Raw genomic sequence first — 15,861 nt, forward strand, 5'->3', positions numbered from 1 at the left:
AAAGGGGTTATGGATCCATGCGTGTGCTGATTGTGGAAGATGAACCTGTCATTCAAAAAGGGCTTGTCAAAATGGTGCAGCGGTATCCCGCGTCGTTTTCGGCCATATATACGGCAGACGACGGGGAGTCCGCCCTGGAAATGATCCAAAGCGTGGAGCCGCATCTGGTGTTGACCGATCTCAGGATGAAGCGGATGGACGGCCTGGAGCTGTGCGAGCGGATCCACCGGGAATTCGCGCATGTGCAGGTCGCGGTCATTTCCGGCTACAACGATTTCGGGTACGCCCAGCGGGCGATCGAATACGGCGTCAAACGGTACCTGCTCAAGCCGGTGACCCAGCAGGACGTGCATAACGCGCTCCGCGAAATCATCGCCGGCATGAACGAAAGCATCGTTCCCTTGCAAAAATACGTGGAATGGTCGGAAAAGCTGGAGCAAAGCATCTGGATGCTGCAAAAAAGCGACATGGACCGGCTGCTCGAAGAAGGGGAGCGGGAGGGATTGTTTGCGGGGCTGCATGTGCCCGGCATGAAATCCGTGCTGGAGGACTGCCTGCGCATGATCGCGGGAAAGCTCTCCCAGCGGGGATGGAAGCCGCAAATCTGCCTGGACATCCGCGGCACGGACATCAGCAAAAAGGAAACGCTCGCAGCATTCGGGGCGGTGCTTGAGCAAATGTATGCCCAGCTGCAGCTGACGCGCAAAGGCAAATTCAAGGATCCGATCGAGGAAGCAAAGGCGTTCATCGACCTGCATCTTTCGGAAGAGGTGACGCTGGAGGAGGTCGCCAAGCGGGTGGGCCTGACGCGGACCTATTTCAGCGCATTGTTCAAAAAGATGACCGGCGAAACCTTCGTGCATTACCGCATCAAAAAACGGATCGAGGAAGCGCGCAAGCTGCTTGCCGTCCCGACGCTGACCATCACGGACATCGCGGTTCAGGTCGGTTACGAGGATTATCCCCATTTTACGAAGACGTTCAAAAATTTCGTCGGCATGTCGCCTTCGGAATACCGGTCGTCTTTTGGCATCGAGTGATGCGCATGATGAAGCTTCGGCTGCGCGTCAAGCTGCTGATCGGATTTTTGGTCGTCATTTTGCTGTCGCTTTCGACCGTCGGGATCGCCTTTTATACGATATCGGCGAGGCAGCTGTCCCAAAGCGCGGAAAATCAGATGACGCAGATCGTCAACAACGCCGTCCATCATACCAACCTGTATTTATCTTCCTACCAGCGCTCGATGGTGGCCCTGCTTTCCAACCTGAACGTCAAAAAGTACATCGATCTGCCGTCCGACCGCGAGGAATACGAAAACTACCGCTACCTGACCGACATCCGCGATTCGATCGTGGAGCCGGTCTGGATCCGCAATCCGGAGATCAGCGCGCTGTACATCCTCGGCTACAACGGCAATGCGCTGTATTATTTCAACGGGGGCACCGAACCGTTCCTCGGCCCGGAAGATACGGCCAAACAAATCGATTACTTCAAGAAGCATACGGACCCGTCCGGGCGCCTGACCATCGTCAATCACAGCATCCAGGGGGAGGGGGCGCCGATGCTGACCTTGATCCGCCGCATCCGCGGGCTGCGTTCCCCGGAGATGAAAGGTTTTGTCGGCATCGAGGTCAAGTCCGAGGAGCTGTCGACGCTGTGGAAAGGAATCGATCTCGGGAAGGACAGCTATTTTTTCATCGTCGATAACCAGGGACGGATTCAATACCATGCCGATCCCGGGATGACCGGAAAGGCGCTTCCCGCCAGTTTGGCCAACCAGATTTCCGGGGCGGGAGCTTCGATGTTCCACAGCGCGGCGGAAGGCGAGAAACGGGCGTACATCAGCCGCAAGGCCGACTACTCGGACTGGAACCTGGTCGTGTCCATCCCCGACAGCCAGCTTACGAAGCCGCTCGAAACGACGCGGACGCTGATGTTCATCGTAGCGGGAATCACGTTCCTTTGCGCGCTGTTCCTGGCGAACCGCTTCGGCGGGGCGATCACGAATCCGATCCGCAGGCTGATGAAAGGGATGAGCCAGACCGAAAAAGGGAACTGGGAATTCATTCCCCTCCCGAAACGGCACGACGAAATTACGGAGCTGATCATCCGCTACAATTTGATGGTCAACCGGCTGTCGGAGCTGGTGGACATCGTCTACCAGTCCGAGCTGAAAAACAAGGAGATGCAGGCCGAGCGGCAGAAGGCGGAATTCCAGTCGCTGCAGCTGCAGATCAATCCGCATTTTTTGTACAACACGCTGGAAACGGTCGTCTGTTATGCCGTCATCCAGGACTCGGAGGAAATTTCCGAAATCGTCGGGGCGCTTTCCTATATGCTGCATTATTCGGTGCGGACCCATTTGGAGGAAATTACGGTCGCCAACGAGCTGAAGCACGTTATGTATTTTATGGTGATCATCAACCACCGCATCGGACGGACGTTCGAGATCGATATGCGGGTCGCGCCCGAGCTTTTGCTGCGGAAAATGGTCCGCTTGACGCTGCAGCCGCTCGTGGAAAACGTGTTTCAGCATGCGTTCCGCGGCGGGATCGAGGATCATCATGCGATTGCGATCGATGCGGGCGAAGAGGAGGACTGCTTCTGGGTCAGCGTCGAGGACAACGGCTGCGGCATGGCGCCGGAACGTCTCGAGGAGCTGCGAGCCAAGCTGCGCGAAAATCGGCTGGCCGACGGCGGCGGGGAAGGGCAAATTCACGGCGGCATCGGCGTCGCCAACGTGCACCGGCGCATTCAGCTCGTGTTCGGGGAGGATTATGGGCTGAGCGTGGAAAGCAGCCCCGGACGCGGCACGAAAATGATCATGCGCATGCCGCGCACGGCGGCGGCTCACGAAAAGGAGACGGCTGACGGAGCCGGAACATGGCTGCCTCCCGGCCGGTCCGATGGAGACGCGTGGCGGGCGGGGTGACCTTGTGAACGATAAAAATGGAACAGCCGGGAGACCGGTTGTTTTTTTGTTTGCCGTCCATTGCCTTCAGCCCCGGCCGTCACACCCTAAAAAAACACACCACCAGCATAATCCGCCCCATGGGTGCGCCCCGGGCTTTCGTTTTATCATGAGATCAGCAAGGAAAGAATGCCTGTCTCTACAGTAACGGAAAGGGGAAAAGCCAATGAAGAAATGGATTAGCCTGGTTTTGGCATCGGCGCTTCTGACGGTTGGCGTCGCAGGATGCGGCAAAGGCAGCGGCTCCGAAGCGTCAGACGCTTCCGACGAGTCCAAGCCGCTCAAATTTTCGATCTCCCTGACAACAAGCGGAAACAGTTACGCAGAAAGCGCAAAGGATATCAACAACGACAAGTGGGTCAAAGAATTTGAAAAGAGGGCGAACATCGACGTAGACATCCAGATGATTCCGCTCAAGGATTTCGACTCCAAGATGTCGATCATGTTTGCGGGCGGGGAGATTCCTGACGTGGTGCAAAACGTCGGCGGCGCGACGGACAAATCGATGTCGGGATCCATTGAAGCCGGCGTGTTTATGCCGCTCGACGACCTGCTCAAGGAGTATGCGCCGAATATTATGAAAGCGGTTCCGAAGGAAGCCTGGGCCGAAGTGAGCTATAAAGGAAAAATCTACGGCGTGCCGACATGGCTGAGCAACCCTTCCCGCCGCGCGACGTTTATCCGGACCGACCTGCTCGAAAAAACGGGGCTTCCGGTGCCGAAAACGATGGACGATCTTCTGAACGTGCTGCGCGCATTCAAAAAACTGGGCGTGCCTGCGCCGTACCAAGCCCGCGAGAACTTTAAATATGCGGACATCGGCTTCGGGGCCTACGACGCGCTCGGATACCAGTTCATGGAGAAGGACGGCGAAGTCGTTCCGAAATTCTTCAATGCCGAGAACATGGAAAAAGCGCTCAACTTCTATAAAACGATGTATGAAGAGGGCCTGATCCAGAAGGACTTTGCCACCATCCAGGCGCCGCAGTACACCGAGAACATCCAGGCGGGGAACGCGGGCATCTGGACGGCGAACGCAGCCGGCTTGCTCGATTTCCGCACCAAAATCCAGGAGGCCGTGCCGGATGCGAAGGTCGATATCATCCCGTCTCCCGAAGGAGACAACGGCTTGAAAGGCTACGGCCTGTACAGCTCGGTCAACACCTCCCTGTATATCAACAGCAAGGTCAGCAAGGAAAAAGCGATCCGCATCATCAAGCTGTTCGACTGGATGCAGACGCCGGAGGCCGTGAAGTTCTTCAGCTTCGGCATCGAGGGGGAAAACTACACCGAAAAAGACGGCAAGATCGATTATAAGTTCCCGACCGACAAACAAGGCAATGACGAACAAGGCTTCCGTTCCCTGCTCAGATGGGTGGGCGACGCAACGATCAACCGCGAGCGCACCGAGCTGCTTCCGGGCGGTACGGACGTGCTGAAGGCGCTGGACGAAACGCTGGCCCACGAAGGCATCGGCGGCATCGGTTTCGTGCCGGACCTGGAAACCTTCAGCCAATTCCCGGATTTGGCGTCCAAACGTCCCGACCAGGCGCCGAAGCTGATCATCGACCACATGGTGAAAATGATTTACGGCAAAGAGCCGATTTCGGATTGGCCGAAGGTCATCGAGGAGTATAAGCAAAAAGGCGGCAATGAAATTGTCAAAGAGGCGACCGAACGCTTCAAAAACAACGACGGCATTCTGAATCAATCGAGCCGCAACCAATAACATCCGCGGCTAGCGGGGAAAGAGGTGTACAGCATGGATACGGGTTCCGCGGAAGCATGGAGGCTGAAGCTCCTTACCCCGTCTTCCTGGTGGGGCGCTAGGTGGCGCGAAGCGCTTCCGGCCGGAAACGGCCGTCTCGGAGCGGCGGTGTACGGAGGCGTTCATCACGAGACCATCATGCTGACGCACGGCGATTTATGGTGGCAGAGCCGCACGCCCGAGCTGCCCGACGTCAGCGAACGGCTTGCGGACATGCGCCGGCTGATGCTGGCGGGCCGGGAGGCAGAGGCCGAGCCGATGCTGATTCGGGAGCTTCAAAACCTTGGATACGATCCGGTGATGGCCGTTCCGCTTCCGCTGGGCGATCTGACGATCCGTTGCGAAGTAGGCGAAGGATTCAAACACTATTCCCGCGAGCTGGATATGCAGACCGGCGAAATCATCGTTCGCTGGCAGGACAGGGGGGCCGCTTTCGAGCGGGCCCTGTTCGTATCCCGCCCCGATGACATGGTCGTGATGGAGCTGCGGGCGGAAGAGCCTTCGGCCGTAAGGGCCGGTTTATCGCTGGGGCTCCATGATCCGGCGGATGTTAAACGGCCGCCGGGCCGGCCTGAAGCGCCGCTGCCGACGGACGCGGAGTCGGGGGCGGACGGCGCTTATGTATGGTACGCGGCCCGTAGCGACGACGGCAGCGAATTCGGAGCGGTAGCCCGGATCGTTCCGGCGGACGGCAGCTTGGCCGCCGACGGGGCGGAAACGGTGGTCGAAGGCGCCGGGAAGGTGCTCGTTTTGCTCCGCATGTTCGTTTCCGGCAGCAGGGAAGCGGAATGGGCGAGACTGAAAGCTGAACTGGCGGCGGAGCAAAGAGGCTACCGCGAACTGCTGGCCGCGCATGTCCGCGAGCATCGCGGGCTGTTTGACCGGGTATCGCTGGATCTCTCCGCGGGCGGGAGGGAGCGTTCCAATGAGGAGCTGCTGCTCGAAGCCTATCAAGGCGAAGCGCCGCTGGCCCTGGTGGAGAAAATGTGGGCGTACGGCAGGTACCTGCTCATTTCAAGCTCCCGCGAAGGGGGCAACCCCTGTCATCTATACGGATTATGGTGCGGCGAGTACCGGGGCTTTTGGGCGTTCAACATGGCCAATGAAAACCTGCAGATGATGTATTGGCAGGCGCTGAGCGGCCGGATGCCGGAGCTGCTCCTGACGGTGTTCGATTATATGGAGCGGCTGCTGGACGATTTCCGTTCGAATGCCCGGCATCTTTTTGGCTGCAGGGGAATTTTTATCCCGGCGCCGACGGCTCCGGATTCGGGGCTCGTCAAGACGCTCGCGCCGCATATCGTTCACTGGACGGGAGCGGCGGGCTGGGTCGCCCAACATTATTACGATTATTACCTTTATACCGGCGACCGGGAGTTTCTTAGAAACCGGGCGCTCCCGTTTTTAAGGGAGGTTGCTTTGTTTTATGAAGATTTTTTTGTCGTTGGGGAAGACGGCAGGCTGCTCAGCTGCCCGTCCAATTCGCCGGAGAACAGGCCCGGCAACGGGGCGGGCGGACCGAAAGGGACGACGATTAACGCGACGATGGATTTTGCCATCGCGAAGGAGGTGCTGAGCCGCCTGGTGGCGGGGGCCGAGGAGGAAGGCATGTACCCGGGCGAAATTCCCGTCTGGAAGGAGCTGTTGCGGCGCATCCCGGATTACCAGGTGAATGAAGACGGCGCGGTCCGGGAATGGATGCATCCTTCATACGACGACGAATACCACCACCGCCATCAGTCGCATCTTTATCCGGTGTTTCCGGGCAAGGAGATGACGAAGGAGAAGGATCCTGTTTTGTTCGAGGCGTTTTGGACGGCGGTCCGGAAAAGGCTGGTCGTCGGGATCAAAGAGCAGACCGGCTGGTCGCTTGCCCATATGGCGAATTTGTACGCCCGTTTGGGCGAGGGGGATTTGGCGCTCGAATGCCTGGATTTGCTAAGCCGCTCGTCGGTGATCAACAACTTTTATACGCTCCATAACGACTGGCGGCAGATGGGGATCGGACTCGCCATGGATTGGGCACCGGTGCAGCTGGATGCGAACATGGGCTGGACGGCGGCGGTGCAGGAAATGCTGCTCTATTCCGAGCCGGGGCTGCTGAAGATTCTTCCGGCGCTGCCTTCGAAGTGGCGAAGGGGGCGCGTGCAGGGACTGTCGGCCTGCGGCGGCATCGAAGTGGACATCGGTTGGGATGGGGAACAAGGGCGGCTGGAGGTAAAGCTGGCATCGTCAACGGCCGATCAGCGCGTCTTGGTGAAGCTGCCTGAGGGGGCCGAAATGGTTGAGGGGCATTGTACGCTCCGGAGTACTGCCGGACAGAGGGCTCCTTTGGCTGCCAAGCAGGGGCTGGAGATTCCGTTGCGGCTTCATGCCGGCGAGGCGACGGTTCTGACAGCGGCATTCAGGCCGTCGGCGAATCGGGGTTGAGCCGGTTATCCGCCTATTTTCAGGCCGTAACATCGGGTTCCGGGCCGGCAAAAGTTATGTGCTTCGGGCGCGGCCCGGCGATGGGCGAAGGATGAACCGAAATGAAAACAATACAAACGCAAGCTGGCAACCGAAGGAGGGTTCCGGATGAAAGAGGCTTCTTTGCTGGACGACATCATGGCGACGGACGTCATCGATACGCATACCCATCTGGCGGGCGACCATCTGTGCGCGGAAGACTTTTGGGAAATCGCCGACTATTTCTGGCTGAACCGGGAGCTTCAGAGCGCAGGTTATCCGCCCGGGGCAGGATCATTGCCGGAGGAAAAGCGGATCGAAGCTTTCCTGAACGCTTACCATGTTTCGCGCAACACGCTGATGAACATCGCGTTCACCACGATCTTGAAGGACTTGTACGGGGTGAAGCTGACGGACGCGGCATCGGTCCGGGAAGCGGATGAGCGGATCAAGGCACATCGTAAAGATCCCGGCTGGGCGCAAAACGTGGCGGACCGGCTGCATGTGCGCCGTTTTACCGTCAATCATCCGCAGCATGCCTCATTCGAAGGCATGGGGCACGATGCGCTGCTGTTTCCGCGGATCGACGGCTGGCTGCCCAAGCTGGTCGGACAAATATTGCAGTCGGATCGGCGGGAGGAAGCGCTTGAGCAGGCCAAGGAACAGGTTCGCAAACAGTTGGGCGAATATCAGGAAATGGGCTGCCCCGGCATCATGACCACGCTCCCGGAGTTTGAGGCGTCGGCGCATGAAACGTACCGGATCGGCAGGGACAGCCGGTCCGACGAGGTGCTGTTCATGCTTTTGCACGAAGCGTGCGCGGAGCTGGAGCGCCGCGGCATGTTTCTTCAGTTGTTTCTCGGCGTGGAGCGCAGATGGGGCAGCGCTTCCGCGGCGCCGGTCAATGACCCGCTCCGGGTCGTCCGGCTGTACGGATTTTTCGAAAAATACTCCATCCCGTTTGAGCTGGTCACCGCCGCGGAGCTGAGCAACCTGGACGTCGTGCAGGCGGCATGGAACTTCCCGAATGTCCATGTCGGCGGGATGTGGTGGTACAACTTCCGGGCAAGCACGTATACGCAAAGCATGCAGTACCGGCTCGAAGCGCTGGCTCCCGCCAAAAGCTCGCTGATCGTATCGGATGCCCGCTGCATCGAATGGACGTACGGCAAGATTCATGTCGTGAAGCGGCTGCTGGCGGGATTTTTGGATGAGCAGGTCGCCAAGGGATGGATGGACCGCGAATTTGCGCTTTACTGCGGGGCGGAATGGCTGTATGGGAGTGCGGCCGGGCGGTACGGACTGAAGGGGCGGGAGTGAGCATGATGGATGTTTCGCTGATGGATCGGATGCTGCCCGCGCCGGTCAACGGCGGCTTTCGGATGGACGGCTGGTGGGTATGGTGCGGTTCGGTCATACGCGGCGAGGACGGGCGCTATCATATGTTTGCTTCCCGATGGCCCGACTGGCTGCCGATGCATCCGGGCTGGCTTCTCCGCTCGGAGATCGTCAGAGCCGTATCGGATACGCCGGAGGGACCTTATCTTTACGCCGAAACGGTGCTTCCCGCCAGGGGGGCGGAGTATTGGGACGGGCGCAGCACGCATAATCCTCATATTATCCGGCATGGCGGCAAGTATTTCCTCTACTATATGGGCTCCACGCATCCGTTTGCGGAGGCGAAACCCGGGGAGGAGATTGGGCTGGATGACTGCCGTGCGATCACGGCGAGGGCGAACAAACGGGTAGGCTTGGCCGTATCGGACAGCGTGTTCGGACCATGGGAGCGGATGGATTCCCCGATTTTGCCTGTGCGCCCCGGCAAGTTCGACAGCTACCTGACTTCCAACCCGGCGCCTTGCGTCAGGGAGGACGGATCGGTGCTCCTGATTTATAAGGCGCGGAAATATGAAGGACACGCGTACGGCAACATGACGCTTGGCGCGGCGATGGCGGATGGGCCGGAGGGACCTTACCGCGTCATCCGCGAGGAGCCGTTGTTTCCGCCCGACGTGCATGTGGAGGACCCGTTCATTTGGCGGACCGATAACGGATACGCCATGATCGCCAAAGATATGGAAGGCCATCTTTGCGGCGAGAAGCACGGCGGCATTTTGGCTTTATCGGACAACGGGACGGATTGGCGGTTAGCCGATGCCCCTAAAGCTTATTCGCGGGAAATTTTATGGGATGACGGACGGAAGCGGGTGATGGGCAGCTTCGAGCGGCCTTTCCTTTTGTTCCAGGACGGCCGGCCGACGCATCTGTTTGCGGCGACCGCCGACGGTCCGGGAGGTTTCCGTCATGCGCGGCAGACATGGAATATGGTGATACCGCTCTCGGCAGACCCGCCGGGCGGCCTGTAGGAGGGAGAGCTATGCGGCATACGGATTGGATCCAAGCGGCGCCGGGCGTATGGAAGACGACCCTCGGCAGCCCGGAGGGGCTGACGCCGCTCACCTGCATGAAACGGAAGCCGAAAACGGAAGCGATGGCCGGGATGCCGGATGTTCCGCTTCCGATAGAATGGGAGGAAATCGCATTCACCGAGCTCAAAGCAGGCGGGAGCCTGCTGTCGTTTCCGCTCGGCCAAAGCGAGGAGCTGTACGGCGCCGGCCTGCAGTTCATGCGGATGAATCAGCGCGGCCGAACCCGATACCTGCGGGTAAACAGCGATCCCCGGCAGGATACGGGGGAGACGCATGCGCCCGTCCCTTTTCTGGTGAGCGGGCGCGGGTACGGCGTGCTGGTGGATACCGCGCGGGCCGTCACGATGTACTGCGGGTCGACGCTGCGGCAGCATGAAGGCGCCGCGGCAGAGGCACGCGACCGCAATACGGATCGCGGCTGGAAAGCGACGCCGGCGTCGGACCGGCTGGAAATCCGGCTCCCGCCGGAAGGCGCGGCGGTATACCTGTTTGCCGGTCCCGGCATGATGGATGCGGTGCGCCGCTACAACCTGTTCTGCGGCGGGGGCGTTTTGCCCCCGCGCTGGGGGCTGGGCTTCTGGCACCGCGTCCCGACGCTGTACCGGGATGAAGAGGTCGAGCGGGAGGCGATGGAGTTCCGCGCAAGGGACATTCCTTGCGACGTCATCGGGCTGGAGCCGGGCTGGCATTCGGCGAGTTACCCTTGCACTTATGAATGGGGTGCGGACCGTTTCCCCGATCCGGCCGGATTCGTTTCCCGCATGCGGCAGGCCGGGTTCCGGCTCAATCTGTGGGAGCATCCCTACATATCGCCGCGGTCGGAATTGTACGGCGAGATGCAGGCGCTGTCCGGCGATTACGCCGTATGGGGCGGCCTTGCCCCCGACTTTGCGCTGGAGAAGGCGAGGGAGCTGTACGCCGCCCAGCATGAACGGGAGCATGTCAGCCTCGGCATAGCCGGCTACAAGCTGGACGAGTGCGACGGCAGCGAGCTGACGCGCAATTCATGGATGTTCCCGGCGCATGCGGCCTTTCCGTCCGGACATGACGGGGAGCAAATGCGGCAGCTGTACGGGTTGCTGCTGCAGGACATCACAAGCGGCCTCTATCGCCGGAAAAACCTGCGGACTTACGGGCTTGTCCGGGCCTCCAACGCGGGCGCGTCGTCGCTTCCGTACGTGCTGTACTCGGATTTGTACGACCACAGGCAATTTGTAAGGGCGCTGTGCAACGCATCGTTTTGCGGGCTGCTTTGGAGCCCGGAGGTGCGCCGGACCGAAAGCACCGAAGACTGGGTGCGGCGGATGCAGACGGTTTGCTTCTCGCCGCTGGCAATGCTGAACGCCTGGGGGGACGGCGTGAAGCCGTGGAGCGATCCCGCAGCGGAGGCGGAGATCCGCCATTATATCCGTTTGCGGATGCGCCTGCTGCCTTATTTGTATACCGTATTCGCCGAATATGAGGCGAACGGGACGCCTCCGTTTCCGGCCATGCCGCTCGTGCTGGACGAAGCAAAGCGCACGAAGCAGCGCGCCGCATCCGCCGCCGGAGAAAATCATCCGGACGCTGCAGCCTTAAACGGTGCCTCTCCCAAAGGACCGATCCAAGCCTTCGATGTGCTTGATACTTCGGAGGGAGCCTACGGAACCCGGCTTGGGCGCGAATGGGATGACCAGTTTTGCATCGGGCGCGATCTGCTTGTCGCGCCGATGTTTGCGGGCGAAACCGGAAGGGATGTGCTGCTGCCGGAGGGCGTCTGGTATGAAGCCGAAACCGGCGTGCGCCGCGAGGGGGGGCGCGTCATCCGCGTGGAGTGCCCGCTGGAACGCCTCCCGCTTTTCGTTCGCGAGGGTGCCGTCATTCCGATGATGCCTGCCTTAAGCCATGTGCCCGAAGGAGACATTCCGATCGAGCTGGTCCATTTTGGATCCGCACCGGGCGAAAGCCTGCTGTACGACGATGACGGAGAGACCTTTGATTACGAACAGACCGGCGGATGCTGGCGTAAAGTGACGGTGGCCAAAACCGCGGACGGGAGCTTTTCCGGCACCGTGGAGCCGGGAGGAGCGGGAAGCCGATACCGCATCGCGGGCTGGCGTTTCGGGCAGACCAGCTTGCCGCCGGAAGCATCTGAACCTGCGAATAGAGGAGGAATATGCAATGAGTGAACAGACTTTACAACAAGCCGAAGCCAAACCGCTGCAACCGGCAGAGATCCCTGCTTCCGTCCAAGTTTGGGCGGACGGCGCGTGGGACCGGATTCGCCACAAAATCGGACGGACCAGCCGCCGCATCGGCGTCAGCTGCCCGCATGCCTCCGTGAACGGCGTATACGACGATATGCGCGTGTCCTGGTGGACGGCCGGCTTCTGGCCGGGCATTTTATGGCAGCTGTCCGCGGACGGCGGACAACCCGAATTCAGGGACATCGCGGAACGGTGCGAAGAACGGCTCGATGAACCGCTGCATGCGCTGGCGGTGCACCATGATTCGGGGTTTATCTGGCTGCTTTCCGCCGTGGCCAACTACCGTATCACGGGCAATGAACGCTCCCGGCAGCGGGGGCTGATGGCGGCATCGCAGCTGGCGAGCCGTTTTAACCTGAAGGGACGGTATATCCGGGCTTGGCATGATGCGGAGAACATCAACCGTGCCGGCTGGTCGATCATCGATACGATGATGAACCTGCCGCTGCTGTATTGGGCTTCGGAAACGACGAACGACCCGCGCTTCCGGCATATCGCCGCCGCGCATGCGGAAACGGTCCTTGAGCATTTCATGCGCCCGGACGGATCGAGCTATCACATTTTGCGCTTTGACGCCGAAACCGGGGAACTGCTCGGCGCGGATGCCGGGCAGGGTTATGCGGAGGATTCGGCCTGGGCGAGGGGCAGCGCCTGGACGTTGTACGGGATGGCGCTTTCCTATAAATATACCGGAAACGAAGCGTTTTTGACCGCAGCCAAGCGGGCCGCGCATTTCTTTTTGGCCCATCTGCCGGAGGATTACGTGCCTCATTGGGACTTCCGGGCGCCCCGGAACGACGACACGCCGCGCGACACCTCGGCCGGCGCCTGCGCCGCCTGCGGGCTGATCGAGCTTGCGGCCCATGTTCCCGCAGGAGAAGGCCAAACGTATTTGGACGCCGCCGGACGGCTTGTCCGCGCCCTGGATGAGCAATACGGCGCTTGGGACCGGGAGGACGAGGAAGGGTTGATTTTGTCGGGTACCTCCAATCTGCCGGGCGGGGTGCACATCGATACGCCGCTTATTTACGGAGACTACTTCTTCGTGGAGGCCGTCTCGAGGCTGCGCGGTTCCAAGCTCGGTTTTTGGTAACGGATGTACGAAATAGGAGGCTATTGAACAGGACACGGGACAAGGAAAGGGGATCGGGAGAAGCATGGGGAATCGGAAGGGGCATCAGACGGACATCAACCTACCGGGACGCGAGTATCCATCGGCCGTCCGCGAGGAAAATCTGCTGGATGATCCTCTGCAGGCCGTAAACGATGGCCCGGAGGCCGGGGACGAAGCCCATGAGCGAAGGATCGCCTGGTGGCGCGAAGCGAGGCTCGGCCTGTTCATTCATTGGGGGCCTTACGCGCTTCCGGCCGGCGAGTGGAACGGGGAAGAGGTCAAAGCTTCCTACAGCGAGCATATTATGCTGCGCGCCCGCATCCCGGTGCAGGCTTACGAGGAAATGGCCGAGCGTTTCAACCCTACCGCCTTCGATGCCGGCAGATGGGTGCGGACCGCCAAGCGGGCCGGGTTGAAATATATTATTTTTACCGCCAAACATCATGACGGATTTGCGATGTACGACTCGAGAATATCCGACTACTCCATCGTGCGGCATACGCCGTTCGGGCGGGACCCGTTGAAGGAATTGGCCGAAGCGTGCCGCGAGGAAGGACTGGTATTCGGCATTTATTATTCGCACGCCATGGATTGGCATGACCCGGACTCGCAGGGCAACACCTGGGATTATCCCGGCAACATCGGCGCCTACGACGAGGTGGAGAGCTGGATTCACGATGAAGACAAACGTTCCCGGTTCGACCAATATCTTCACCGCAAATCGCTGCCGCAGGTGCGCGAGCTGCTGACCGAATACGGCAAGGTGGGGCTGATGTGGTTCGACTGCGGGGGCAAGCTGACCCGGGAGCAGGGGGAAGCGTTTCTGACCACCGTTCACGCCCTGCAGCAGGACTGCCTGGTGAACAGCCGCGTCTGGAAAAGCCCGCTCGGGGATTACGCCAACACCTCCGACAATCAGCTTGAAACCCGGGCCGTCCGCAGGGACTGGGAAAATATCATCACGCTGAACGACTCCTGGGGCTATAAAAAATCGGATGCCAACTGGAAGCGGCCGGATGCCATCATTCGCCAAATCATCGACGTGGTCAGCAAAAACGGCAATCTCGTCATCAACGTCGGACCGACGGCCACGGGCGAATGGGATCCCGTCTCCGAATCGATCCTGCTGGAGGTGGGCGAGTGGCTGCAGGCGAACGGGGAAAGCATTTACGGCGCGGGAGCGTCGCCGACCGCCAAGCCGTCTTGGGGAAGATGCACGCTGAAAGGCCGTACGCTGTACCTGCACATATACGACCGGCCTGCGGATGGACAGCTGGTGGTGCCGGGGCTGCTAAGTCGGGTCGAGCGGATCTACCCCCTGGCAGGAGGGGAGGATTTGGCGTTCCGGCGGCAGGGCGCACAGGATATTGTCGTATTCCTGGACGATGGGCTGCAGATTCCGGACGGAAAACCGGTCGTCCTGGCGGTCCTATGCGCCGAAGCGGTCCAAGGAAATCCCGTCCGGTTGCTGATGGACGGCCCGGGTTCGCCGCCGATGTACGAGCTGGGGGTTTTTGAAAGCGAAATTTCCGGCTCCGCGCTCCGCTACGACACGGGCAAAAAAAACCGCGACAACCTGCTCGATTGGTCCGACCCTGCGGATTTTGCGTTCTGGAACATACGCACTTCAGGCCCCTGCACATTTACGGCAAGCCTGGTTTACGGATGCGGCGCGGACGGGGGAGGTTCCTACCGCTTGGAGGCTTCCGCTCCCGGTCAAACGCTCCGTCAAAAGGTCGAGCCGACCGGAGGTCCATACGAATTCCGCGAATTCGAAGCCGGCATCCTTCATTTTCCGGATGCGGGCGAATACCGGATCGAGCTGCATGCCGAACGGATCGAAGGCGCGTATTTGATGCAGCCGCGGCAACTGAGGTTAACGCCGGCGGCCAAATCTTTTATATAAAAGAACAGCCCGCTGCCGGTTTTCCGGTCCGGGTTGTTTCTTTTTTTCGGGTTGACATGTGATGGCTCTATGAGTAGTATTTATAAATAATACTATAAAATCCGAAAAAGGGGTGAGTCCATGATCGAGGAATTGCGAAGCATCGGCTTGTCCGATTTGGAGGCGAGAATTTACCTTGCCCTGCTGGAAGAGCCGGAGATTTCGGGATATGAAGTGGCGAAAAGGGTATCCGTATCCCGAACCAACGTTTATGCCGCCTTGCGCGCGCTTACGGACAAAGGGGTGTGCCGCACGATTGAGGCCGAACCCGTTTTGTACGATGCCGTTCCGATCGCGGAGCTGATCCGCACGATGAAAACGCGTTTCGACCAAACCTCCAGGCTGCTGCTGCAGGAGCTGGATGCGCCTCCGAAAAAGGCGGCGTCCTTTTATTCCTGGAAAGGAGAGCAAGCGCTGCGGCAGGCGATGGATCGGGTGATCGCCAACAGCGAGCGCAGCATTATCGTCGATGTATGGTCCGAAGATTTTCAAGCGATGGAAGAAGCGCTGCTGGATGCCGAAGGGCGGGGCGTTCGCGTCATCGTCATGACGATCGGCAAGGTTCATACGCCGCTGAAGGAAGTCATCACCCACCTGAGGAGTGCGGACTGGGAAGGGCATATATCGAGGAAATTTTCCGTTTTAGCCGACGGCAAGGCCGCATTGATCGGAAGCTTTGGCAAAACCGTCAAATTGTCCGCGCTGGAGACGGACCATCCGTCGATCATCGAGCTTTTGAAAAACGGATTTTACCATGATCTGGTCGGCGAGCGGATCGAACGGGATTTTGGCGATGCATTGGCGGAGAACTACGGCAAGGATTACGAAAAGATCATTGCCTCTTACCGGGAGCTGCTCGCCTAGGGCCGGCTCCGCCTCTTTTGCGGATTTTGTAGTAGTATTTATGAATACCATTAAAATGTCGAAGGAGTTGTATTTT

Annotated in this window: 10 protein-coding genes; all 10 read left to right on the forward strand. The window is 59.6% G+C overall.

All coding sequences use genetic code 11. The annotated features are described in order from the left end of the window. Nucleotides 1–17: 17 nt before the first annotated feature. Nucleotides 18–1,040: a response regulator transcription factor gene (locus KI367_RS10445; protein WP_212949471.1), complete on the forward strand. Its 1,023-nt coding sequence runs from the start codon at nucleotides 18–20 to the stop codon at nucleotides 1,038–1,040. 5 nt (nucleotides 1,041–1,045) lie between these two features. Next, a complete protein-coding gene (locus KI367_RS10450; protein WP_036715496.1) occupies nucleotides 1,046–2,932 on the forward strand; it encodes a cache domain-containing sensor histidine kinase in 1,887 nt (628 codons plus the stop codon). 205 nt (nucleotides 2,933–3,137) lie between these two features. After that, nucleotides 3,138–4,700, forward strand: a complete 1,563-nt coding sequence (locus KI367_RS10455) for an extracellular solute-binding protein (protein ID WP_212949474.1) — start codon at nucleotides 3,138–3,140, stop codon at nucleotides 4,698–4,700. A 33-nt stretch (nucleotides 4,701–4,733) separates the two neighbouring features. Next, entirely contained in the window at nucleotides 4,734–7,169 is a 2,436-nt protein-coding gene (locus KI367_RS10460; RefSeq protein ID WP_212949476.1) for a glycosyl hydrolase family 95 catalytic domain-containing protein, read from the forward strand. Between the two features lie 147 nt (nucleotides 7,170–7,316). Next, nucleotides 7,317–8,507 carry a glucuronate isomerase gene (locus KI367_RS10465; RefSeq protein WP_212949478.1) on the forward strand — a complete coding sequence of 397 codons (1,191 nt, stop codon included), beginning with the start codon at nucleotides 7,317–7,319 and terminating at the stop codon, nucleotides 8,505–8,507. A gap of 2 nt (nucleotides 8,508–8,509) precedes the next feature. Continuing rightward, nucleotides 8,510–9,553, forward strand: coding sequence for a glycoside hydrolase family protein (locus KI367_RS10470; RefSeq protein ID WP_246536830.1), 1,044 nt, complete (start codon nucleotides 8,510–8,512; stop codon nucleotides 9,551–9,553). Between the two features lie 11 nt (nucleotides 9,554–9,564). After that, the gene (locus KI367_RS10475) at nucleotides 9,565–11,784 is read left to right on the forward strand and encodes a glycoside hydrolase family 31 protein (protein WP_212949480.1); all 2,220 of its coding nucleotides are present in this window, start codon (nucleotides 9,565–9,567) and stop codon (nucleotides 11,782–11,784) included. Further along, nucleotides 11,777–12,955, forward strand: coding sequence for a glycoside hydrolase family 88 protein (locus KI367_RS10480; protein ID WP_212949482.1), 1,179 nt, complete (start codon nucleotides 11,777–11,779; stop codon nucleotides 12,953–12,955). The genes KI367_RS10475 and KI367_RS10480 overlap by 8 nt, the downstream gene beginning before the upstream one ends. Before the next feature lie 64 nt (nucleotides 12,956–13,019). Beyond that, nucleotides 13,020–14,882 (forward strand): alpha-L-fucosidase, encoded by a 1,863-nt coding sequence (locus KI367_RS10485; protein WP_052146949.1) that lies wholly within the window; start codon nucleotides 13,020–13,022, stop codon nucleotides 14,880–14,882. Between the two features lie 120 nt (nucleotides 14,883–15,002). Continuing rightward, complete coding sequence (locus KI367_RS10490) at nucleotides 15,003–15,785, forward strand: TrmB family transcriptional regulator (RefSeq protein ID WP_036709460.1); 783 nt, start codon at nucleotides 15,003–15,005, stop codon at nucleotides 15,783–15,785. Nucleotides 15,786–15,861: the final 76 nt, after the last annotated feature.

The sequence above is a fragment of the Paenibacillus cookii genome (assembly GCF_018333375.1).
Taxonomy (GTDB): domain Bacteria; phylum Bacillota; class Bacilli; order Paenibacillales; family Paenibacillaceae; genus Paenibacillus_AQ; species Paenibacillus_AQ cookii.

Excerpts from the sequence above, each read along its gene's own strand:
- KI367_RS10445 (WP_212949471.1), top strand. The coding sequence starts at position 18 with ATGCGTGTGCTGATTGTGGAAGATGAACCTGTCATTCAAAAAGGGCTT.
- KI367_RS10450 (WP_036715496.1), top strand. The coding sequence starts at position 1,046 with ATGATGAAGCTTCGGCTGCGCGTCAAGCTGCTGATCGGATTTTTGGTC.
- KI367_RS10455 (WP_212949474.1), top strand. The coding sequence starts at position 3,138 with ATGAAGAAATGGATTAGCCTGGTTTTGGCATCGGCGCTTCTGACGGTT.
- KI367_RS10460 (WP_212949476.1), top strand. The coding sequence starts at position 4,734 with ATGGATACGGGTTCCGCGGAAGCATGGAGGCTGAAGCTCCTTACCCCG.
- KI367_RS10465 (WP_212949478.1), top strand. The coding sequence starts at position 7,317 with ATGAAAGAGGCTTCTTTGCTGGACGACATCATGGCGACGGACGTCATC.
- KI367_RS10470 (WP_246536830.1), top strand. The coding sequence starts at position 8,510 with ATGATGGATGTTTCGCTGATGGATCGGATGCTGCCCGCGCCGGTCAAC.
- KI367_RS10475 (WP_212949480.1), top strand. The coding sequence starts at position 9,565 with ATGCGGCATACGGATTGGATCCAAGCGGCGCCGGGCGTATGGAAGACG.
- KI367_RS10480 (WP_212949482.1), top strand. The coding sequence starts at position 11,777 with ATGAGTGAACAGACTTTACAACAAGCCGAAGCCAAACCGCTGCAACCG.
- KI367_RS10485 (WP_052146949.1), top strand. The coding sequence starts at position 13,020 with ATGGGGAATCGGAAGGGGCATCAGACGGACATCAACCTACCGGGACGC.
- KI367_RS10490 (WP_036709460.1), top strand. The coding sequence starts at position 15,003 with ATGATCGAGGAATTGCGAAGCATCGGCTTGTCCGATTTGGAGGCGAGA.